At 72.8% G+C, this 21,490-nt stretch carries 15 protein-coding genes; 4 read left to right on the forward strand and 11 right to left on the reverse strand.

Going from position 1 to position 21,490, the window contains the following annotated elements; all coding sequences use genetic code 11:
* Nucleotides 1–205 precede the first annotated feature (205 nt).
* Together BCL65_RS05090 and BCL65_RS05095 are read left to right on the forward strand one after the other, a co-directional pair.
* Nucleotides 206–1,276, forward strand: a complete 1,071-nt coding sequence (locus BCL65_RS05090; RefSeq protein ID WP_106265965.1) for a ParA family protein — start codon at nucleotides 206–208, stop codon at nucleotides 1,274–1,276.
* Between the two features lie 109 nt (nucleotides 1,277–1,385).
* Nucleotides 1,386–2,765: a ParB/RepB/Spo0J family partition protein gene (locus BCL65_RS05095; RefSeq protein ID WP_106265790.1), complete on the forward strand. Its 1,380-nt coding sequence runs from the start codon at nucleotides 1,386–1,388 to the stop codon at nucleotides 2,763–2,765.
* Nucleotides 2,766–3,052: 287 nt separating this feature from the next.
* Here the strand turns inward: BCL65_RS05095 and trxA are convergent, their stop codons facing one another.
* The 6 genes from trxA to BCL65_RS05125 all read right to left on the reverse strand — a co-directional run bounded on the left by trxA (nucleotide 3,053) and on the right by BCL65_RS05125 (nucleotide 10,991).
* Nucleotides 3,053–3,376 (reverse strand): thioredoxin, encoded by a 324-nt coding sequence (gene trxA, locus BCL65_RS05100; RefSeq protein ID WP_106265792.1) that lies wholly within the window; start codon nucleotides 3,374–3,376, stop codon nucleotides 3,053–3,055.
* Between the two features lie 29 nt (nucleotides 3,377–3,405).
* On the reverse strand, nucleotides 3,406–4,425 hold the full coding sequence (gene trxB / locus BCL65_RS05105; protein ID WP_106265794.1) for a thioredoxin-disulfide reductase: 1,020 nt from the start codon (nucleotides 4,423–4,425) through the stop codon (nucleotides 3,406–3,408).
* 82 nt (nucleotides 4,426–4,507) lie between these two features.
* Nucleotides 4,508–6,397, reverse strand: coding sequence for a hypothetical protein (locus BCL65_RS05110; protein WP_106265796.1), 1,890 nt, complete (start codon nucleotides 6,395–6,397; stop codon nucleotides 4,508–4,510).
* Between the two features lie 106 nt (nucleotides 6,398–6,503).
* The gene (gene murJ, locus BCL65_RS05115) at nucleotides 6,504–8,237 is read right to left on the reverse strand and encodes a murein biosynthesis integral membrane protein MurJ (protein WP_106265798.1); all 1,734 of its coding nucleotides are present in this window, start codon (nucleotides 8,235–8,237) and stop codon (nucleotides 6,504–6,506) included.
* On the reverse strand, nucleotides 8,234–10,357 hold the full coding sequence (locus tag BCL65_RS05120) for a DUF6049 family protein (RefSeq protein ID WP_243400775.1): 2,124 nt from the start codon (nucleotides 10,355–10,357) through the stop codon (nucleotides 8,234–8,236). The genes murJ and BCL65_RS05120 overlap by 4 nt, the downstream gene beginning before the upstream one ends.
* A 16-nt stretch (nucleotides 10,358–10,373) precedes the next feature.
* Nucleotides 10,374–10,991: an NUDIX hydrolase gene (locus tag BCL65_RS05125; RefSeq protein WP_106265801.1), complete on the reverse strand. Its 618-nt coding sequence runs from the start codon at nucleotides 10,989–10,991 to the stop codon at nucleotides 10,374–10,376.
* A gap of 156 nt (nucleotides 10,992–11,147) precedes the next feature.
* Here BCL65_RS05125 and BCL65_RS05130 point away from each other — a divergent pair, with 156 nt between their 5' ends.
* On the forward strand, nucleotides 11,148–12,629 hold the full coding sequence (locus BCL65_RS05130; RefSeq protein WP_258176893.1) for a CCA tRNA nucleotidyltransferase: 1,482 nt from the start codon (nucleotides 11,148–11,150) through the stop codon (nucleotides 12,627–12,629).
* Between the two features lie 68 nt (nucleotides 12,630–12,697).
* The gene (locus BCL65_RS05135) at nucleotides 12,698–13,894 is read left to right on the forward strand and encodes an MFS transporter (RefSeq protein WP_106265803.1); all 1,197 of its coding nucleotides are present in this window, start codon (nucleotides 12,698–12,700) and stop codon (nucleotides 13,892–13,894) included.
* A 25-nt stretch (nucleotides 13,895–13,919) separates the two neighbouring features.
* On the opposite strand, the gene BCL65_RS05140 is transcribed toward BCL65_RS05135, so the two are convergent.
* From BCL65_RS05140 to BCL65_RS05160, 5 genes are all read right to left on the reverse strand, one after another.
* Complete coding sequence (locus BCL65_RS05140; RefSeq protein WP_106265805.1) at nucleotides 13,920–15,392, reverse strand: DHA2 family efflux MFS transporter permease subunit; 1,473 nt, start codon at nucleotides 15,390–15,392, stop codon at nucleotides 13,920–13,922.
* A gap of 177 nt (nucleotides 15,393–15,569) precedes the next feature.
* The gene (locus tag BCL65_RS05145) at nucleotides 15,570–17,693 is read right to left on the reverse strand and encodes a SpoIIE family protein phosphatase (protein ID WP_243400753.1); all 2,124 of its coding nucleotides are present in this window, start codon (nucleotides 17,691–17,693) and stop codon (nucleotides 15,570–15,572) included.
* Nucleotides 17,694–17,812: 119 nt separating this feature from the next.
* Nucleotides 17,813–19,147 (reverse strand): MFS transporter, encoded by a 1,335-nt coding sequence (locus tag BCL65_RS05150; protein ID WP_106265807.1) that lies wholly within the window; start codon nucleotides 19,145–19,147, stop codon nucleotides 17,813–17,815.
* A gap of 289 nt (nucleotides 19,148–19,436) precedes the next feature.
* Nucleotides 19,437–20,528: an inositol-3-phosphate synthase gene (locus tag BCL65_RS05155; protein WP_106265809.1), complete on the reverse strand. Its 1,092-nt coding sequence runs from the start codon at nucleotides 20,526–20,528 to the stop codon at nucleotides 19,437–19,439.
* A complete protein-coding gene (locus tag BCL65_RS05160) occupies nucleotides 20,525–21,202 on the reverse strand; it encodes a PadR family transcriptional regulator (RefSeq protein WP_106265970.1) in 678 nt (225 codons plus the stop codon). Before BCL65_RS05160 ends, BCL65_RS05155 begins: the two co-directional genes overlap by 4 nt.
* Between the last annotated feature and the right edge of the window lie 288 nt (nucleotides 21,203–21,490).

Here is a 21,490-nt window from a genome sequence, read left to right on the forward strand (position 1 = left end):
CGACCGGCCCGACCTGGTCGCCGTGGACGACCCGGCGGCCCGGCATGTTTCACGTGAAACATGCCGGGCCGCTGACGTCTGACGTGGTCTCCGAGTGACGTGCCACGAGGGCGGGTGTCACCGCCGCACACGTCGGTGCGAGGCCGTAGAGTGAGCGCGGAACTGCATCGACGTGCGACGCGACCTGGAGGAACGACCCGTGAGCATGAGCGCCGACCGCCAGGACGCCTCGTCCGAGGACGGTACCTGGAGCACCCCCGAGGCCTACGACGCCGATGTTTCACGTGAAACAACATCGTCGTCCTGGCACGGCGGCAATTCGACCGAGCGGGGTGGCGATCTTCATCGCGAGGCTCTCATCTCATCGGTTCCCCAGGTGGATGAGGACACACCCCTGGCGGCACAGCTTGCGCTGGACGCGCGCCGGCGGATCGACCTCGATGGTCGGAGGTTCCCCCGGCCAGAGCGGACGCGGATCATCACGGTGGCGAATCAGAAGGGCGGCGTCGGCAAGACGACGACGACGGTCAACCTGGCCGCGGGCCTGGCGCGAGCCGGCCTGAAGGTTCTCGTCATCGACAACGACCCGCAGGGAAACGCCTCGACGGCGCTGGGTATCGAGCACCGCGCGGGCACTCCGTCGATCTATGAGGTGCTCGTCGAGGACGAGCCGATCGCGTCGGCAGTGCAGGCATGCCCGGACGTGGACGGCCTGTGGGGTGTCCCGGCCACCATCGATCTCTCGGGCGCGGAGATCGAGCTGGTCTCCCTGGTCTCTCGAGAGACCAGGCTTCGCAAGGCGCTCGACAGGTACCTGGACGAGCGGACCGCGCGAGGGGAGGATCCGATCGACTACGTGTTCGTGGACTGCCCTCCCAGCCTCGGTCTGCTCACCGTCAACGCCTTCGTCACCGGCCGCGAGGTGCTCATTCCGATCCAGTGCGAGTACTACGCGCTGGAGGGACTCAGCCAGCTCTTGAAGACGATCGAACTGATCAAGGCACACCTGAACCCGGAGCTCGTGGTCTCCACGATCCTCCTGACGATGTACGACGGTCGCACCAACCTGGCGCAGCAGGTGGCCGCTGAGGTTCGGCAGCACTTCCCGGATCAGACGTTGCGCACGACGGTCCCGCGGTCCGTGCGCATCTCCGAGGCGCCCTCCTACGGGCAGACGGTGATGACCTACGACCCCGGTTCGACCGGCGCACTGGCGTACCTCGAGGCGGCACGGGAGATGTCCGAGCACTCCGCCCAGCGCGCTGACCTGCAATGATGCGCGTAGCATCGAGGCAGGACGGCGAGCCGCGACCGGTCAGGGACGCGATGCCGCGACACCACGAACACGGGCCGACACCCGGACGGAACCAGGAGGCTGGTGGATCATGAGCCAGAAGAAGCGAGGGCTCGGCCGTGGACTCGGGGCGCTGATCCCCCAGGGACCACCGCAGGAGAAGCCGGTGGACGTGTTCTTCCCGCAGCGGGACGAGGAGCAGGAAGCGCCCGGTGCTGTCATGACGGCACCCGACGACGACCGGGGGGGCGAGAGGTCGGAGCGGGCCTCGGAGGCGTCGTCGGCCAGCGCGGACCGGGGCGGTCGGCGTTCGGCATCGTGGGACTCGGCCATCGCCGGTGGTCGGCTGAGCATCAACGGGGGATCTCGAGCAGAGGACGCCTCGGACCCTGTGTCCGCCCTGGCGGGACTCGCCGGCAGGCTGGAGTCGGAGGCGGGCCGGGACGCGGGCGCGGGGTATGAGTCGCTGGGCACCATCGAGATCAGGGAGCACGACGCTCCGGACGATCCGGCGTCCGCTACGGAGGCGACCGAGGACGCACCCGGATCCGATGGGGCGGCACGGAGCGGCGAGGCTGGCGAAACCTTCGCGCAGGACGTGGGCGAGGAGCACCCGCACGACGAGGACGGCCTCGTGCCCGTCCCGGGTGCGCGTTTCGCCGAGGTGCCGGTGGAACAAATTCGGCCGAACTCGCGGCAGCCCCGCAGCGTGTTCGACGAGGGTGAGCTGGACGAGCTGGTCGAGTCGATCAACGAGATCGGCGTGCTGCAGCCCATCGTCGTGCGACCCGACCCGGACGCCTCTGCCGGGTACGAGCTCATCATGGGTGAACGGCGCTGGCGTGCCGCGCAGGAGGCCGGGCTCGACACGATCCCGGCGATCATCCGTTCCACCGACGACTCCGACATGCTGCGCGATGCGCTGCTGGAGAACCTGCACCGGGCCGCGCTGAACCCGCTGGAGGAGGCTGCGGCCTACCGGCAGCTGTTGGACGACTTCGGCTGCACCCACGAGGAGCTGGCGACGAGGATCGCGCGGTCGCGTCCGCAGATCTCGAACACGCTCCGGCTGCTGAAGCTGCCTCCTCTCGTGCAGCGACGGGTCGCTGCGGGAGTTCTCTCCGCCGGTCACGCCCGTGCTTTGCTGGGCCTGAGCGATGGTGCCGAGATCGAGCGGCTGGCGCAGCGCATCGTCTCGGAGGGGCTGTCGGTGCGGGCCACCGAAGAGGTCGTGACGCTGCTGGCCGAGGGGTCCGACGAGCAGCCGGCCGCGCGCGCCCCACGCGCCGGGCAGCGCAGCGAGGCGATGGATGAGCTCGCCACGCGGCTCTCCGACCGGTTCGAGACGCGGGTCAAGGTCAACCTGGGCAAGACCAAGGGCAAGGTCACGGTGGAGTTCGCCTCCGTCGAGGACCTCAATCGCATCTTGGCCGTGATGGCTCCGGAGGATCCCGGCTTCGCGCCCTCGTAGCGCGCCTCCAAAGGCGAAAGGCCCGGTCTGTGTTTCACGTGAAACACAGACCGGGCCGTTTCCATGTGAGAGGAGTGGGTACGGGGCGGTTTCGCCGGCGCGAGGGACCGGCTGTTTCACGTGAAACAGCCCGGGCGCGGCGATGTTTCACGTGAAACGGCGGCTATTCGACAAGCATGAGTCAGTCCGCCACCGTCGTCGACTCACCGGGATTCCGAAGTGCCGGAGAAACAGAACGGCCGCCCTGGTTCCGGAGAACCAGGGCGGCCGTCTGCAGCGGGGGAGTGTCAGGCGAGGACGCCGTCGATCTCCTCGGCCAGCGCACGCTTGGGCCGGGCGCCGATGATCGACTTGACCACCTCACCACCCGAGTAGACGTTGAGCGTCGGGATCGACGTGATGCCGTAGGCCATGGTGGTGGCCTGGTTGGCGTCGGTGTCGAGCTTGACGATCTTCACCTTGCCCTCGTACTCCTCGGAGAGCTCCTCGAGGATGGGTGCGACCATGCGGCAGGGTCCGCACCAGGTGGCCCAGAAGTCCACCAGGACGGGAACGTCGGACTCGAGGACCTCGGACTGGAAGGTGTCGTCGGTGACGGCGACAGTAGGCATGGAGACTCCTTCGGTATGCGTGGTGGTGGTCAGACGGCGTCGAGCGCGGCCGGGAGCTGCTCCGGGTCGGGCGCGGTCGCGAGGTCTGCCAGCTCGGAGAGGTAGGCCTGCGCATCGAGGGCGGCGGAGCAGCCAGAACCCGCGGCGGTGATCGCCTGGCGGTAGGTGTGGTCGACGAGGTCGCCGCAGGCGAAGACGCCGGGCAGGTTCGTCCGGGTGGATCGGCCCTCCGCGAGCACGTAGCCCTCGTCGTCCAGGTCGACCTGGCCGGCGAGCAGCTCGCTGCGCGGGTCGTGCCCGATGGCGACGAAAAGCCCGGTGACGTCGAGGTCTCGCTCGGCACCGGTGACCGTGTCCCGCAGGCGGACGCCGGAGAGCTTGTCCTCACCGTCGATGCCCACGACCTCGCTGTTCCACGCGAAGTCGATCTTGGGGTCGGCGAGGGCGCGGTCGGCCATGATCTTGGACGCGCGCAGCGCGTCGCGCCGGTGGACGATCGTGACCTTCGACGCAAAGCGGGTCAAGAAGGTCGCTTCCTCCATCGCGGAGTCACCGCCACCGACGACGGCGACGTGCTGGTCGCGGAAGAAGAAACCGTCGCACGTCGCGCACCAGGAGATGCCGCGGCCCGAGAGCTTCTTCTCCTCGGGCAGGCCGAGCTCGCGGTACGCGGACCCGGTCGCGAGGATGACGGTCCGGGAGCGGAACGTCTCGCCGCCGCCCGTGACGACGGTCTTGACGTCCCCGGCGAGGTCGAGCGTCTCGGCGTCGTCCCAGAGGACCTTCGCACCGAACTTCTCGGCCTGCTCGCGCATCGCCTCCATGAGGTCCGGTCCCTGGATCCCGGGCGGGAAGCCGGGAAAGTTCTCGACCTCGGTGGTGTTCATGAGGGCACCACCCGCTGTGACAGACCCGGCGACGACGATCGGCGCCAGGCCGGCCCGTGCGGCATAGATGGCGGCGGTGTACCCGGCGGGGCCGGAACCGACGATGACGATGTCGTGCAGCGCGGCGTCCGTGCTGGCCGGGGGGGTCGGCTGGTCGGTCACATCAACTCCTGCGGTTCGGTTCGGTGCCGGCGCGGGCCGGCACCAGGGGTCAACACCCGGGGCATCGGTGATGTTCCAGGGCTCAGGACAGCGTGATCTCGTTCAGCTCGAGGCGGTATTCGTCGGCCTTGTCCGTGTCCGGGAGCTCCGTGATCCACAGGACCAGCGAGTCGACGATGACCGGCTCGTCGAGCTCGATCGTGGTGTCCTCGGAGAACGAGCCCTCGGCGAGCAGGTCGCCGCCGGTCGGGTCATCCAGGCTGGTCGAGCGCAGCTGCCAGGTGCCGCCGCTGCCGTTCGTGCTCAGGTCGACCTGGGAGACGGGTGCCGGCTCGCGCAGCTCGACGCCGTAGCCGGCGCCCTCCTTGAAGCCGCCCCAGACAGGGTTGTTGTAGTAGGTCCGCGTGAACCAGAACGTGGACGGGTCGGCGTCGTACGCCAGCTCGACGGCCTCCGGGTGCTCTCCGTCGCTGGCGGGGTCGAGCTGCTCGCCGGTCTCGATGATGGGCCGTACCTCGGGCGTCTCGGACTCCGTCGGCTCCGGCTCCGTGCCGCCGTCCGACGTCTCCGTCGGCTCGGTCCCGGCGGTGGCCTCCTGCGAGGCCTGGACCTCGGGCGGAGGCTCGGAGCTGAAGGGCGTGAAGGCCTGGGCCATCGCCCAGACGGCGGCGAGCACGACGCCGACGAGCAGGACGCCGAGCACGATCGGCGTCGGGTTGACGCCACGCTTCTTGGGTGCGGCGGTCGAGGCGAAGCCGCCCGTCGGCGGGTTGCCCTCCGACGGCGGGACGCCCTGCGCCCCGGTCGCCGGCTGTCCGTAGGCACCCGTCGGCGGCTGGCCGGGTGCGGCGGGTTGCGCGTACCCGTTCGGACCCTGGCCCGGCGGCGGGACCGGGGGCTGGCCGTAGGGGGCAGGCTGCCCGTAGCCCGGCTGGCCGGGGGGCGGGGGCACCGCACCCTGCGCGGGCGGCTGTCCGTAAGCGGCGCCGGCCACGGCGCCCGCACCGGCACCGACCGTCCCGGCCCGGGCGATCCGGCCCCCGGAGGACGGCCGGCGCACCGGCGGTGCCGGCGGCGGCGTCCCCGGGCGCGGGCCGTTCCCGGCGGGGCTGCCGGCACCCAGGACGGACGAGCGGACCGGCCGCTCGGGCGGTTGCACGAACCGGGGGAGGGCGGCCACGACGGAGACCTGCCCCCAGGGCTCGAGCGCGGCGACGACGTCGGCGGGCGTGGCCGGGGCGCCGGCATCGTCCCCGGTGAAGGTGCGGCGGACCAGCACGTCGATCTCCTCGTCGACGTGCGGCACGAGCTCCGAGACCGGGACGACGCCGTCGGGTCCGGTCTGGGCGGGCAGCGGACGGACGGCGTCCGGGGCGATCCAGGGGACCTCGAGGCTGTCGGCGGCCCAGCGTGCGGTGAGCGCGTAGTAGCCGAGAGCCACGAGGCCCCGGGCGTCCGCCGCTGCGGCCTGGGTGTCCGTGGGCTCGATCCCGGCGAGGCCGGCGTCGATACCGAGTCCGGTGACGACCACGCGGTGCCCGTCGACGCGCACCGCCTCGGGGCGCAGCGCGCAGTGGTGCACCCCGCGCTGGCGAGCGGCCTCCAGGGCGGTCGCGGCCTCTCCCATGAGGGCGCGGGCCTGCTGGGCGTCCACCAGCCCGCGGGAGACGATCTGCGTCAGGGACTCACCGGCGAAGGGCTCGGTGATGACGTAGGAACGGTCGCCCGCGCCGAGGTCGGTGGTGCCGACGTCGAGCACCCGGCAGAGGCGGTTGTCGGCGACCAGTGCTGCGCGGCGTGCGGCGTCGAGCGCGGAGGCGGCCTGCGGACCGTCGACGAACGTGACTCGCACGGGCCGGTCGAGGATCTGGTCGTGGGCCTCCCACGCCTCCGCCGTCGCCAGGTCCGTGCTCGCGGGCTGGGTCAGCCGGTAACGATCGACCATGACGGTCCCGGGCTGGACGGTGCTCACCTGGACGCCTCCGTGGGGGTGTGGTGGGAGAGTGGGCTCCGGCGGGATGCGCCGGTGGTCCGTGCCATCGGACCATGGTAGAGCGAAGTGCTGGTCAGAGGTCCTGTCATCGTGCGCCTCGGCGCAGGCGTCGCAGGATCGGGGCCAGGGCGTCGTCGAGCTCGCGGACGCGGAGCAGCTTGAGCATGCCCAGGTAGGCGGCGACCATCACGAGGCCGCCGGCCGCCGTCATGAGCACGGCGTGCGGCCAGGACGCCGCCCCGCCGTCCATCAGGAGGACGACGCCCCAGCCGAGGACCCCGGCGACGACGGCGGCGAGGGCGGCGCGGACGTAGAGGCGCAGCACGCGCCCGCCGTCCATGCCGTGCAGCTTGCGGTTCATGCCGCGCAGGCGCAGCAGCAGCGAGACCCAGGTGGAGAGGGCGAACGCGCCGCCGCCGGCGACCGCCCACCACTGCTCGGGCAGGACGGCGACGGCGACGGCCAGCGCGGCGACCAGCGTGACCGTGGCGGCGATCTGGATGAGGAACAGGCCGCGGCCGTCCTCGAAGGCGAAGTACATGCGGCGGACCAGCACGGTGGCCCCGAGCGCGACCAGCCCGAGGGACATCGCCCGCAGGATGGGGGCGATCGCGTCGACCTCGGCGGCGCTCAGCGACGGCAGCAGCGCCCCGGTGAGCGGGCTCGCCAGGACGAACAGGACCGCTGCCGAGATGACGGAGAAGATGCCGGCCGACCGGAGGCCGAGCGACATGTCCGCGCGCACCGCCGGGAGGTTGCCGGCCTGGACCGCCGCCGTCATGCGCGGGAAGAGGACGGTCACGATCGACACGATGACCAGCGAGTGGGGCAGCAGGTAGATGGTCATGGCCTGCGTGTAGGCCATGTTGCCGGCGGCGACCTCTCCGGTCGCCTCGACGGCGCGCGCCCCGCGGCCGAGCACGTTGGTGAGGAACAGGACGCCGAGCTGTTCGAGGACGACGGCACCGAGCGTCCACCCGACGACGTTGCCCGCCGCGCGCAGACCGATGCCCCGGACCCCGAGCCGGAACCGCCAGGCGAACCCGGACCGGCGCAGCGCGACGACCAGGACCAGCGCCTGGGCGGCGATCCCGAGGGTGGCGGTGCCGGCGAGCAGCACCGTCATCGGCGTCGTCCAGGTCGACAGGTCGGTGATGCCGCGGTCGGGGGCGGTGCCCCACACCAGCAGGAAGGCGCCGAACCCCAGCACCGAGACGACGTTGTTCGCCACCGGGGCGACGCCGTAGGCACCGAACCGGCCGCGGGCGTTGAGCACCTGGCCGAGCAGCATGTACAGGCCGTAGAAGAAGACCTGAGGGATGCACCAGTACGCGAAGACGGTCGCGAGGTGGCGCGCGTCGTCCGACCAGGCGTCGCTGGTGGTGTACGCCCACACGATCAGGGGCGCGGCGACGACGAGGACCGCCGTGAGCAGCAGGAGCCCGAGCCCGGAGAGGCTCAGCAGCTTGTCCAGCCGCTCCCGCGCGTTCTCGGCGTTCATCGCCCGCAGGATCTGCGGGATGAGCACGGCCTGCAGCACGCCCGCGGAGATCAGGGCGAACAGCACGTTGGGGAGCTTGTTGCCGATGTCGAAGGCGTCCGCGACGGTGCCGACCGCGCCGACGCACGCGACCAGCAGCATGGACCGCACCAGCCCGGAGGCCCGGGACGCCGCCGTGCCCAGGGACATGGCGACCGAACCCCGGCCGAGGCTGGGCCGGCGAACCCCGGAGCCCGACGACGACGGCCCGGCCGGCGCGGGTCGGGCGTCGTCGGGGAGGGGGCCCGGCGCGGCCGGGTCGGGGTTCTCGGCGGTCATGCCTGCGGGTCCTCCGGTGAGTGTGTCGGCGGTCGGTGCGTCGGGGGCTCCTGCGGCGCCACCGTCTCGGCGACCTCGGCGGTGGTACGACGGTCGGACCGGCCGCGTCGCACGGTACGCCAGATTCCTGCGAGGAAGAGCAGTCCCACCCCGACGGCCATCACCGACGTGCCGACGGTCTCCCAGCCGGCGCGGACCTGGACGGCGAACTCGGTCGGGGCCGTGACCGCGGCACCGCTCGGCGCGAGCACGTTCACCTCGAGGTTCGCGTCGCCCGAGCCGATGGCCCGGACGCGGACCTCGGCGTCGCGGGACTCGCCGGCGGGGACCACGACGGTGGGGGAGGTCTCGACGATGAGCCGGGGGTCGTCCGGTTTGAGGGTCACCGTCACGGTGGCGTCGACCGGCAGGTCGTTGCGCACCCGGACGGGAAGGTTGCCGGTGTCGCTGATCAGGAGGACGTCGGCCCGCCCGATGACCCGGATCCCGGACTGGAGCTGGTCGGCGCGCTCCCCGGCGAGGAGGATGGCGGCGTCCCGGGCGTCCCGGTCCTGGCGGTAGGCGACGGCGAGCGGGGCGACGAGGTCGCGGTCGACGTCGGCGGTCAGCGCGGCGGGGTCCGCGGCGACGGTGGCGAAGGACGCGAGACCGTCCAGCTCGTCGACGAGGGTCTGCACGGCTCCGGGCCGCAGCTCGGCGTCGTCGACGACGCGCTGCTCGAGGGGGGTGCGCGGGGCGTCGGTGGGCTCCTCGGCCAGGACGTCCGTCAGGGCGACCGCGTCGACCCAGGACTGCCCCGCGAGGGCGGACGTGACGGCGGTGTAGGTCTCGACGTCCGGCGACCACTCCCGCGGCATCGCGGCGACCACGGAGACGGGGCGCCCGGACTCGGCGGCAGCCATGGCGAGCACCGCGGTGTCGGCGAGCAGGCGCTGGGTGGCGGCCGGCGTCGCGCTCCCGGAGCCTGCGGTGCTCGCGGCGAGGGCCCCGCCGAGAGCGTGGTCCGCGACGACGGCCGCCACGTCGCCCGCAGCGGTGGGCACGGTGGTGGTGGCCGAGGCGGTGACACCGATCCGCGGTTCGAGGCCGTCGGTGACGAGGACGTGCTGGGTCCCGGCGGACCGGGCGGCGGCGAGGGTGTCGAGGTCGGCGGTGCCCGCGGGCCAGCCGATCCGGGTGCTCCAGGCGTCGGGCGCCGTCCAGTCGCTCGGCACCAGGCCGGTCTGCGTGGTGACGGTGCGCAGGCCGCTCGGCTGGACGTCCGCGTGCGCCAGGGCGGCGAGGTCGGTGTCGTACGGCGGGAGGGTGACGACGTCGGCCGCACCGGGGCGCTGCAACCTGCTGGCCCAGGAGCTGAGCTGCTCGTCGGAGGAGGTGGCGGCCGTGGCGACGACGGCCGGGTCGACCGCGAGGGAGAGCGGCAGGTCGGCTGCGCCGGCAGCGGACAGGAGCGCCTCGTAGGCGCCGTCCTCGGTTGTACGTTCCGCGATGGTCGAGTTGTACTCGTCCGGCGCGGCCGGGTCCAGGGGCGGTCCGGTCAGCGGGGCGACCACCGCCAGGTCCACCGGTGCCGGTGCCGTCGACCCGGCGTCGCCGGTCCCGCCGTCCGGGTCGTAGAGCATGAAGGAGTGCAGCACGTCGATGGTGCCGCCGTCGTCACGCACCTCGACGGAGAGCTGCCGGGGGCCCCAGGGGGCGTCGACGCCGAGCTGGAGGGTGGAGACGCCCAGCTCGAAGGTCACCTCGGCCGACTCGCCCGCGGGGAGGTCGTCCATCGGCAGGCTGAGCTGGCGCGCCGCCGTGCGCGTCGAGTCGTCGTCCGCCCACGCCGCCACGGTGGACCGCGCCGAGACCTCGCGCCAGCCCACGCCCAGGTCGGCCTGCAGCCCGGTCAGCGCGGCCCCCGAGTCGTTCGTGACGCGGACCGTGACGTCCTGCGTCTGGTCCGGGCCCACCACCGTGGGAGACATGTCCACGATGTCGACCGTGACGCCGTCGCGCACGGCCGCGGACGACGGCACGGCGGCGGCGAGCGGGAGGGCGACGAGCGCACCGGCCAGCATCAGGGCGGCCACGACGACGGCGACGGCGCGGGGGAGCACCACCGCGGCACGGGACATGATCACGCGGGGGGCCTCACTCGACGAGCTCCGGGCTGTCGGACAGCGTCTGCAACGCCGTGGCGGCGAGGCGCTGCTCGTTGGGGTACGCGAGGCGGTCGGGCAGCTCGTGGAGCGGGACCCAGCAGGCGTCCTCGGCCTCGCCGTCCGGGTCGCCGGCGGCGGTGATGACCCCGCCCTCCGACCGCAGCAGGAAGTGGTGCACCACCTTGTGGACCCGACGGTCCTCACCGCTGAACCAGTAGTCGATCACGCCCAGCGTGCTGCGCACCGTCCCGACGATGCCCGTCTCCTCGTGGATCTCGCGGACCGCGGCCTCCTCGGGCGTCTCGCGCCCCTCGAGGTGGCCTTTCGGCAGGCACATCTCGAGCCGTCCGGCGCGGTTGCGCCGCAGGATGACCGCGGCCCGGTGGCCCGAGACGTGGCGCTCGACGACGAGACCACCTGCGGAGGTCTCGTCCACCACGGGCAGGTGACCCGAGGGAAGGCTCCCCACCGGGGGTGTCGCGGGGGCGGACGGGCTGCCCTGCCGGCGGGCAGGGTCGACCCGCAGGGGGTGTCCGCCGGGCGGGACGGGCACCGGCACGGGCGGGCGCCCGTCGGAAGCGCCTGGCGCCGGTGCCGCAGAAGACATGCGCACACCCTACCGAGTTCGTCGAGGCATCCCGACGACCCGGACCGTGCCGAACCCCGGTCCGCCTGACAGTGACGAACCAGGACAAACAGAACAACCGGACCGGGTGGTCGTCACCGACGCGGACGGCGCCGCGATCTGGGAGGATGGGACGTCGTGTCGACCCCTGCGAACCCCGCCCCCGCCCAGCTCCTCCACCGAGCCCTGAGCGTGCTGACCCAGATGGCTCCCGCCGCCATCGAGCTCGGTGAGGTCTTCGCCGCCGCCGGGCACGAGCTGGCCCTCGTGGGAGGCCCGGTCCGCGACGCGTTCCTCGGCCGCGGCAGCGCCGACCTGGACTTCGCGACGTCCGCCTCGCCCGACGAGACCCAGCAGCTCCTCGCCCGCTGGGGCGACGCCCACTGGGACATCGGCAAGGAGTTCGGCACCATCGGGGCCCGGCGCTTCGCGCGCGGCGCGGGCGACGACGCGGCGGACGTCGTCGTCGAGGTGACCACCTACCGCACCGACGAGTACGACCCCGCCTCCCGCAAGCCCGTCGTGGCGTTCGGCGACTCGCTCGACGGCGACCTCTCCCGGCGCGACCTCACCGTCAACGCCATGGCGGTGCGCCTGCCGGACCTGACCTTCGTCGACCCGTTCGGGGGTCTCACGGACCTGGCGGCGAAGGTGCTGCGCACCCCGATCGCCCCGGAGCGCTCGTTCGACGACGACCCGTTGCGGATGCTCCGGGTGGCGCGGTTCGCCGCCCAGCTCGGGTTCGACGTCGAGCCGGCGACCCGCGCCGCGATCGTGGACATGGCGCCGCGGCTCGACATCGTCTCCGCGGAACGGGTGCAGGCCGAGCTGACCAAGCTGCTGTGCGCGCCCTCGCCCCGCGCCGGTCTGCAGGTCCTCGTGGAGACCGGCCTCGCCGACCAGATGCTGCCCGAGCTGCCCGCGCTGCGCCTCGAGATCGACGAGCACCACCGGCACAAGGACGTCTACGAGCACTCCCTCATCGTGCTCGACCAGGCCATCGCCCAGGAGACGGGACCGGACGGGGCGGTGCCCGCGCCGGACCTCGTGCTCCGGCTCGCGGCCCTCCTGCACGACATCGGCAAGCCCCCGACGCGCCGGTTCGAGCCGGGTGGCGGCGTCAGCTTCCACCACCACGAGGTGGTCGGGGCCAAGATGGTGGCCAAGCGTCTGCGGGCCCTGAAGTTCGAGAAGCAGGTGGTCAAGGACGTCGCGCGGCTCGTCGAGCTGCACCTGCGGTTCCACGGCTACGGCGACGGCGCCTGGACCGACTCGGCGGTGCGTCGGTACGTCACCGACGCCGGCCCCCTGCTCGAGCGGCTGCACCGGCTCACCCGCGCGGACTGCACCACCCGCAACCGGCGCAAGGCGAAGCGCCTCGCGGACGCCTACACGGACCTCGAGCAGCGCATCGCGGCGCTGCGCGAGCAGGAGGAGATCGACTCGATCCGGCCCGACCTGGACGGGACGCAGATCATGGAGATCCTCGGCATCGGCGCCGGACCGGACGTCGGCGCGGCGTACAAGCACCTCCTCGCGCTGCGCATGGAGCACGGCCCGCTCGGCACGGAGCGCGCGACGGCGGAGCTGACGGCCTGGTGGGAGGCTCGCCAGGCGTGACGGCCCGGCCCTAGGGTGGGCTCGCGAGGTCGCCGCGTCCTGCGGGACCCGCCGAGCGGAGGCCGGGCATGGGGACCGATCGCAGGGCACGTGCGGGGGCGACCGCGTACTACCTTGTCCAGGGGCTCTGCTTCGCCGGGCTGCTCGCCCAGGTGCCGACGCTCCAGGACGGCCTCGGGATCTCGGACGCCGAGCTGACCCTGGTCCTGCTCGTGGTGCCCGTGGTGGCGGGCGTCGGCAGCGTCCTCGCCGGCCACCTGGCCCCGCGGACGGGCAGCGCGGTGCTCCTGCGGCTGGCTGGCCCGCTCGTCGCCCTGGCCGTCCTCGGGACGGCTCTGGCGCCGTCGGCGGCGGTCCTCTACCCGGTGGTCGCGCTCGTCGGGCTGCTGCTCGGCGTGGTGGACGCGACGATGAACATGCAGGGAGTCGCGGTCGAGCGACGGTACGGGCGCAGCCTGCTCAACTCGTTCCACGGCGCGTGGAGCATCGGCGGCATCCTCGGCGCGCTGGCGGCCGTCCTCGCCCACTCCCTGGACTGGGGGCTCGTCGCCGGGCTCGGACTGGTCGCGGCGGTGGCGGTCGTGGTGGATCTCGCCGCGGCCCCGCTGCTGGTGGACCACGGGGCGGACGTCGCGTCGTCGGCCACCGGCGAGGACCCGGCGGTGCGGGTGCCGTGGCGGCCGATCCTGCTGGTCGGCACCGCCGTCGCCATCGTCTACCTGGCGGACTCCGCGGCCTCGAGCTGGTCCACCAAGTACATCGCCGACGTGCTGGGCGGCGCGGGGGAGGTGGCCCCGCTGGGGCTGGCCGCCTACCTGGGCTGCCAGCTCCTGGGCCGGCTCGCGGCGGACGCACAGGTCAACCGGTTCGGCCCGGTGCGGCCCGTCGCGGTGGGCGGACTCGTCGGCGCGACGGGCCTCGGGCTGGTGGCGCTCGCCCCGGTGCCCTGGGTCGCGATCCTCGGCTTCGCCGCGACCGGTCTGGGGCTCAGCGTCGTGGTGCCGCTGTCGTTCTCGGTCGCGGGCGCGCTCGACGAGACCGGTGTGGCCGTCGCGCGCGTGAACCTCTTCAACTACGTCGGGTTCGTGCTCGGCGCCGGACTCGTCGGCGGGATCGCGGAGCTCACGAGCCTGCGCTGGGCGTTCGCGGTGCCGGCGCTGCTCGCGCTCGGCGTCGTCGCGCTCGCCCCCGCCTTCCGGGTGGCGGCCCGCGCCCGGCGGGGCAAGCCGCTCGCCGGTGCCGTGGCGCCGGACGTCGCGCGGTAGGGAGGGCGACGTCCGGCGAGCGACCTCAGTGCGCGGGCGCGGGCTGCGGGGCCTCCGACTTGCGCAGGCGCGTGGCCAGGACGAGCGCCCCGACGATGACGACGGCCGCCACCGTGAAGGCGAGCTGTGCACCACCCGCGGTGGCCTCCGCCTCCGTGGCGCCGGCGTCGAGCAGCGTCACCTTGCGCAGCGTCAGCAGCGCGACGAACATCGCGGTGCCCGCGGCGCCCGCGAGCTGCTGGACCGTCGTGATCGCGGCGGAACCGTGCGAGTAGAGACCGGGCCGGAGGCCGCCGAGCGCCGAGGTGAAGGTCGGCGTGAAGATGAACGCCAGACCCAGGCTCAGCACGAGGTGCCCCACGACGACCAGCCACAGCGGCGACGTCGGCGACAACGACGCGAAGAGGAGCATCGCGACGCCGACGGCGGCCACCCCGGGGATGGCCAGGGGCCGCGGGCCGACGCGGTCGTAGAGGCGGCCGACCACCGGGCCGAGCAGGCCCATCAGGAGTCCTCCGGGCAGCATGAGCAGGCCGGCGGTCAGCGCGTCCAGACCCATCCCGCGCTGGAGCACGAGCGGCAGGCCGATGATCATGCCGAACATCGCGATCATGCTCACCGCCATGACCGACAGGCCGACGGAGAAGCCCGGGGCGCGGAACACCCGCAGGTCGAGCAGCGCGGAGTCGGTGCGCTGCAGCACGAGCTGGCGCCACACGAACAGCCCCAGGAACACCGCGCCCGCCACGAGCGGGACGGCCGGGGAGAGCGGGAGGTCGTGCTGCGCGGCCTCGCCGAGGGCCGAGAGTCCGTACACCAGGCCGCCGAACGCCACCGCCGCGAGGAGCAGGGACAGCGGGTCGAGGCGGGTGCGCGCGCGGTCGGCGACGTCCCGGACGAGCAGGGACCCGAGGAGCAGCGACACGGCCGCGATCGGCAGCACGACCCAGAAGACCTCACGCCAGCCCAGAGCGGTGACGACGCCGCCCGAGACGGTCGGGCCGAGCGCCGGGGCGACCGCGATCACCAGCGACACGTTGCCCATGACGCGCCCGCGGCGGTGCGGGGGCACGGTGCTCATGACGGTGGTCATGAGCAGCGGCATCATGATCGCCGTGCCCGACGCCTGGACCACCCGGGCGGCGACGAGCAGGCCGAAGACCGGCGCGATCGCCGCGAGGAACGTGCCCGTCGTGAAGAGGGACATCGCGAGGATGAAGGCGCCGCGCGTGCCGAGCCGCTGCAGGAGCCAGCCCGTGGACGGGATGACCACGGCCATGGTCAGCAGGAACCCCGTGGTCAGCCACTGCCCGGACGACTCCGGGATGTCGAACTCCTCCATGACCGCCGGCAGGGCGACGCCCATGGTGGTCTCGTTGAGGATCACGACGAACGCGGAGACCAGGAGCAGGGCGATGACGCGCACGTGCTCACGAGGCAGGCGGTCGCCGTCCGTCGGGGTGGGACCGGGCGGAGCCTCGGTGGTGCGTACAGACATGTGTCCCCTCCGGTTCGTCGATGCCTTCCGACCGCGGGCGACGCTGCGCACGGACTGACCCGTCAACTCAAGTCGTCACCAGGGTGCGGTATTCCCCCGCGGGGGGTCGACCTGATTTCGTCGCCGGACTCATCGGAGGGGCCGACGGGTCCCGTCAGGAAGCGTCGTCAGCCGCCGTCAGGAGGCGCCGTCGGAGCCGGGCGTGTTGCGCACCACCAGCAGGCAGGTGTCGTCCTCGCGCGTGCCGTCCGCGCACACCTCGACGATCGCGTCACGGATGCCGGCCGCGTCCATCCCCTGCTCGATCTCCCCGGCGCAGGTGGCCAGGTTCTCCAGCTGGGCGCGCAGCGGGCGGTCCCGCCGCTCGACCAGCCCGTCCGTGAACAGCACGAGGACGTCGCCGGGGTGCAGGACGGCCTCGGCCTGCGGCACCTCCTCGTGGATGGTCGAGACGCCGATGGGCGTGGTGAGGGCGCCGTCCAGGTGCTCGACGGTCCCGTCGACCCGCAGCAGCAGCGGAGCCGGATGCCCCGACCGCGTGTAGGTGATCCGCCGCGAGCCGTGCTCGTCGGGCAGGTCGACCAGCGCGAACACGCACGTCGCGATGTCCGCCATCCCCAGACCCCGGACCAGCTCGTCCATCCCGGAGACCACCTCGGCGGGCGACCGGCCGGACCACGCCTCGCTGCGGATCACCGAGCGCAGCTGACCCATGGACGCGGCCGCCCGGACGTCGTGGCCGACGACGTCGCCGACCGTGACGGCGACGCGCCCGGTGGGCAGCGGCACGACGTCGTACCAGTCGCCGCCGACGTCCGCGCCGTCGGACGCCGGGTCGTACAGCGTGGCGCAGTCCAGCCCCGGTGCGGCGACGATCTCGGGCAGCAGGCTCCGCTGCAGCGTCAGCGCCGCCTCGTGCTCCCGGTGGTACAGGCGGGCGTTGTCGAGCGCGAGCCCGGCGCGGGCACCCAGCGCCACGATGTCGTGGAGGTCGTCGCCGGAGAAGGCGTCCTCGTCCTCGCTGACCACGACCAGGACGCCGGTGTGGCGGTCCCGGCCGCGCAGCGGGACGACGAGGGCGCTGCCGAGGCCCAGCCGTTCCAGCGCGGCCAGCTCCTCCGGCGTTGTGCGGCTCGGCAAGGTGTCGACCTGGACCGGGAACGGTGCCGGCACCTGGCTGTGGTGCGCCGACAGCACGTGCAGGACGGAGGGTGACTCGCGGACCCAGCGGTGCGAGCGCTCGAGCACCGCGATGTCCGCCGCACGCTCCGGGTCGCGCGCCGCGCCGTGCACGAGCCGTGGCTCGCCCGTGTCGTCCACGACCACGACGGCGCACCAGGTCCCGAAGTGCGGGGCGACCAGCTCGGGCAGGAGAGCGGCGCCGGAGTCCTCGTCGAAGAGGTCGACGAGCGCCTGCGTGATCGTGGCGAGCAGGCTGAGCCGCTGGTTCTCGCGGTTGACCTCGTCGAGCTCGAGCACGTGCCGGCGCTCGGCGTGGATGCGTTCGGTCACGTCGGCCTGGATGCCGACGTGATGGGTGATCCGCCCCTGCTCGTCGTGCACCGGGGAGACCACCACCTGGTTCCAGAACGGTGTGCCGTCCTTGCGGTGGTTGAGCAGGGTCTCGCCGACGGCCTCGCCCGCCTCGATCGCTGCGCGGATGCGCGCCACGGCACCGGGGTCGGTGCCGGGACCCTGCAGGAACCGGCAGTTGCGGCCGAGGACCTCCTCCGCCGTGTAGCCCGTCACCTCGCAGAACGCGGGGTTCACCCAGATCAGCGGGTCGTCCGGCAGGGTCGGGTCCGAGATGGTGAAGCTCAGGTGGCTCGCGACGGCGGCCCGCATCTGGAGCCCGTCCAACGAGTTGTCGCGGTCCGAGGGCTCGTCGAGCCCGGCGATCGGCAGCAGCACGAGGAGCGCGCGGTCCGCGAGGTGGTCCGGTGCGCCGACGAGGGGCAGCCCCACCGCCCACGAGACGCCGTCCTGGCCACGGCGGGTCGAGCGGACGGCGATCCCGCGACCCTCACGCAGCGCGGCGAAGATCGCCTCCGGGGTGCTCTGCGGCGTCTCGAACGCAGGGATGATGCCCGCGGCCGTGCACCACGAGCCGAACGACGACGGGATGCCCATGCCGCCGGCCAGGCGCGAAGCGACCCGGTTGGCGTCCACCACCATCTGGCTCGCCGTGTCCAGGAGCAGCACCGCGCCACCGGTGGCGGCCTGCACGGGGTCGACGAGATCGGGCAGCACCATCGTGCTGGGTGTCGTGCCGGCCGGCGACGACGTCGCGTGCTGCGTCATCGGGTACCTCTCGTCCTGAAGCACCGGCGGCCGTCTGCTCGACCGTCCGGACGGCTATATCTTGCGTCGCGCGCGTCCACCTGTCCACGTGCGCGCCGTCACGCCTCGCGGCGTGGACCTCACCGCGCCGCCGGGGAGCGGGGGAGGTCGACCTCGGCGGGGTGGCGCGCGCCGCGGAACCACATCAGCGCCGCGACGGCGAGGTAGGCCAGCGCCAGGAGGACGAACAGCCCCCGCGACCAGCCGTCGTCGGGCACCGCGAACGCGGCGAGGACGGCGGCGCCGACGAACGCCGCGTTGTAGAGCACGTCGTAGAACGCGAACGCGCGGCCCCGGTAGTCGTCGTGCGTGTCGCGCTGGACGATGGTGTCGACGGCGATCTTGGCGCTCTGCGCGGCGAGCCCCAGCAGGCCCGCACCGACGAGGACCACGGTGCGCGACGGCGTCGTGGCCAGCAGAAGCTGCGAGGCCGCCGCGAGCAGCAGCATGCACACGATCCAGCCCTGCGGACCCGTGCGGCGGGACAGCACCGGGGTGATGAGGACCGCGCAGGCGCCGCCGACGCCCGTCATCGCGATGACGAGGGCGAAGTTCGCCAGGCCGGCCGACGTGTCGCCCGGCTCGGCCAGCAGATTGCGCGAGATGAGGATCGCCGCGATGAACACGACGCCGTAGAGGAACCGGTGCGCGGCCATGACGAGCAGGCCCTGCCCGGGCGTCCGTCGGGCGACGAGGTACCGGGCGCCGTCGACCAGGCCGCGGGCGACCGCGGCGATCTCCGCCCCGAGGCGCCCGCGGACCGGGTGCTCGGGACCGAGCTGGTCGCGGCCCAGGCGCAGCGCCAGCAGGCCGGCCACACCGAAGACGACGGACGCGCAGACGAGCGCCGCGGCGTCGTGCATCCGGCCGGGCGCGAGGCCGAGCCCCAGGAGGAAGCCGACGCCCCCGCCGAGGAACACCGCTCCGGCGCCCAGCGTGGGCGTCAGCGAGTTCGCGGTGAGGAGCAGGGGTCCGTCGACGACGCGGGGGAGTCCCGCGCTCAGCGCAGCGAGCAGGAACCGGTTGACGCTCAGGGCGGTCAGCCCCAGGACGATCACGACGGCCTCGCCCGCGCCCGACAGGCCTCCGGTCAGCATCACGGCCGCCATCGCGCCCGTGAGGACCAACCGCACCAGGTTGCCGACGGCGAGCACCTGCCGGCGGCGCCACCGGTCCAGCAGCACGCCGGCGAACGGGCCGACGAGCGTGAACGGGGCCAGCATGATCGCGAACGCGCCCGCGACGCCCGCCGCCGTCCCGGCCCGCTCCGGGGAGAAGAACAGCAGCGACGCCAGACCCACCTGGAACATGCCGTCACCGGCCTGGGAGACCAGGCGCACAGCGAAGAGCCGCCGGAAGCCCGACAGGCGCAGCAGAGCGCGCAGGTCCTGCCAGGTCTCGCTGAGGGCGCCCACGCAGGCCAGCCTTTCACGTCGGTCCTGCGGAGGATGGAGCGCTCGGCGACGTCGGTCCCGTCGCCCAGGGACGAGGCGCGAGGTAGCGCGGCGTCGGCCGAGGTAGCGCGAGGGGCGCCGAGGTAGTGCGGGACGCGCCGAGGTAGTGCGGGACGCGCCGAGGTAGTACTACCTCGGCGCGTCGTCCACTACCTCGGCGTGCGAGCTACTACCTCGCGCCGGGCTCGCTCCAGGTCAGCGCTCCACCTGGATGGTCGCGATCGTCCTGCGCTCGCAGGCTCGCTACGGACTATCGCTCCACGTCACCGCGGATGAAGGCCTCCAGGTGCCGGCGGCCCTCGGTGTCCTCCATCTGCACGGGCGGGGACTTCATGAAGTACGTCGACGCCGACAGGATCGGCCCGCCGGTGCCGCGGTCCTTCGCGATCTTCGCGGCGCGGATGGCGTCGATGATGATGCCGGCCGAGTTGGGGGAGTCCCACACCTCGAGCTTGTACTCGAGGCTGATCGGGGCCTCGCCGAACGCGCGACCCTCGAGGCGGACGTACGCCCACTTGCGGTCGTCGAGCCAGGCCACGTAGTCCGACGGCCCGATGTGGACGTTGCGGTCCTCCGTCTTGCCACCGAGCGCGCCGGTGAGGTTGGAGGTCACGGCCTGGGTCTTCGAGACCTTCTTCGACTCGAGCCGGTCGCGCTGCAGCATGTTCTTGAAGTCCATGTTGCCGCCGACGTTGAGCTGGTACGTACGGTCCAGCACCACGCCGCGGTCCTCGAAGAGCTTCGCGAGCACGCGGTGCGTGATCGTCGCGCCGACCTGGGACTTGATGTCGTCACCGACGATCGGCACGCCGGCGTCCTCGAACTTCTTCGCCCAGACGGGGTCGGAGGCGATGAACACGGGCAGGGCGTTGACGAACGCGACGCCCGCGTCGATGGCGCACTGGGCGTAGAACTTGTCGGCCTCCTCGGAGCCCACCGGGAGGTAGGAGACGAGGACGTCCACGCGGGCGTCCTTGAGCGCCTGCACGACGTCGACGGCCTCACGGTCGGACTCGTCGATCGTCGCGGCGTAGTAGTCGCCGAGGCCGTCGAGCGTCGGACCGCGCTGGACCATGACGCCCGTGGGCGCCACGTCCGCGATCTTGATGGTGTTGTTCTCCGAGGCGTGGATCGCCTCGGCCAGGTCGAAGCCGACCTTCTTCGCGTCGACGTCGAACGCCGCCACGAACTCGAGGTCGCGCACGTGGTATTCACCGAACTGCACGTGCATGAGACCCGGGACGGTGTCGGACGGGTCGGCGTCGCGGTAGTAGTGCACACCCTGGACCAGGGACGATGCACAGTTTCCGACGCCGACGATGGCAACGCGGACGGAGGTCATCCTCGCTCCTTGTTTCTCGTGGCCGGGACGTCGTGCGTCCCGGCGGTCTTGTCGCGGCTGCTCGCGCGGTCGCGCTCGGTGGTGATGAGCCCGTCGAGCCAGCGCACCTCGCGCTCGACCTGCTCCAGCCCGTGCCGTTGCAGCTCGAGCGTGTACTCGTCGAGCCGTTCACGGGTCCGGGCTGCGGACTCCCGGACCGCCTCCAAGCGCTCGGTCAGCCGGGTGCGCCGGCCCTCGAGGATGCGGAGGCGGGTCTCGGCGTCCGTCTGCGCGAACAGCGCGAACCGGACGTCGAAGCTCTCGTCCTCCCAGGCCGCGGGGCCCGCGGAGGAGAGAGTGGTCTGGAGGTGCTCCTTGCCGTCGGCAGTGAGCCGGTACACGATACGCCCGCGGCGCCCCGTCAACGGCTTCGTGCCCGACGGCGTCCGCCCGGTGGCGCTCGACGCGCCGGCCCGTGCGGCGGCCCGGGGGAGGGCCTCGGGGTCCGGGTCGACGGTCTCGATGAGGCCCCGCGCCACCAGCGACTTCAGCGCCGGGTAGAGGGTGCCGTACGAGAACGCCCGGAAGGACCCCAGGAGCAGGTTGAGGCGCTTGCGCAGCTCGTAGCCGTGCAGCGGTGCGGAGCTGAGCAGGCCGAGGATGGCCGTCTCGAGGACGTTCGAGCGACTGCGCACCCGGCTGCCCTCCTTCGCTCCGTGCTGCACGTGCCGGTCATGTCTGATGACTCGTTGTATCGAGTCGATACATCGTCAGGATAGGACCTGCCGACCGGTGCGAGCAACGGGACGCGCCCGTCCGCCGTCGGGCCACGAGTTGTGAAGGCCCGGTGGAGCGGCCTGTGAGGGTCTGGGGACGGTCGGCGTGGAACCGCGTCAGGGCCGGGCGAGCCTGGACAGTCACGCGGGTCGATCCCCTAGTGTTCCCTGTGGTTCCTCGTGCCCGCAGGGGGCGGGACTCCTCCG

The sequence above is a fragment of the Isoptericola halotolerans genome (assembly GCF_003003075.1).
GTDB lineage: Bacteria > Actinomycetota > Actinomycetes > Actinomycetales > Cellulomonadaceae > Isoptericola > Isoptericola halotolerans_A.